Source organism: Methylocaldum sp. 14B (genome assembly GCF_002005105.1).
GTDB lineage: Bacteria > Pseudomonadota > Gammaproteobacteria > Methylococcales > Methylococcaceae > Methylocaldum.
Window position 1 is genome coordinate 1 of record NZ_MSCV01000083.1, and the last position, 557, is coordinate 557.

Below are 557 nucleotides of genomic sequence, written 5' to 3' on the forward strand. Positions count from 1 at the left end.
CTAGGGTCCTTAGACTATGGGCATCTATCACAAGCGGGGTGTCCCATGCCTATGAACCGGGTGCAATTTCAAAAGGGTTTGTCGTTGGCCGAGTTTCTGACGCAATACGGCAGTGAAGCGCAGTGCGAAGCGGCACTGGAGGCCCTGCGCTGGCCGGACGGTTTCCGCTGTCCGGTCTGCGGCGGCGCGCGCCACACGGTGTTCGAACGGACCGGGCGGAAATACTGGCAATGCGGACACTGCCGGAGCCAAACGACGCTGATCGCCGGGACGATCTTCCAAGCGACCAAGCTGCCGCTGACCACCTGGTTTCTGGCCATGTATCTCCTGACCCAGGCCAAGAACAATGTCTCGGCACTGGAACTGATGCGCCATCTCGGGGTGTGTTATCGCACGGCATGGCTGGTGAAGCACAAGTTGATCCAGGTGATGGCGGAGCGGGAAACGGATCGGCAGTTGGCCGGGCGGGTCGAGATCGACGATGCCTACCTGGGCGGTGAGCGGCCGGGGAAACCGGGGCGTGGTTCCGAAAACAAGTCGGCCTTTGTGATGGCGGT

At 61.6% G+C, this 557-nt stretch carries 1 protein-coding gene; it reads left to right on the forward strand.

All coding sequences use genetic code 11. From position 1 onward, the window contains the following. Window positions 1-45: 45 nt before the first annotated feature. The coding region (locus B2A78_RS25455) for an IS1595 family transposase (protein WP_143735329.1) at window positions 46-557 on the forward strand (512 nt) is incomplete at its 3' end.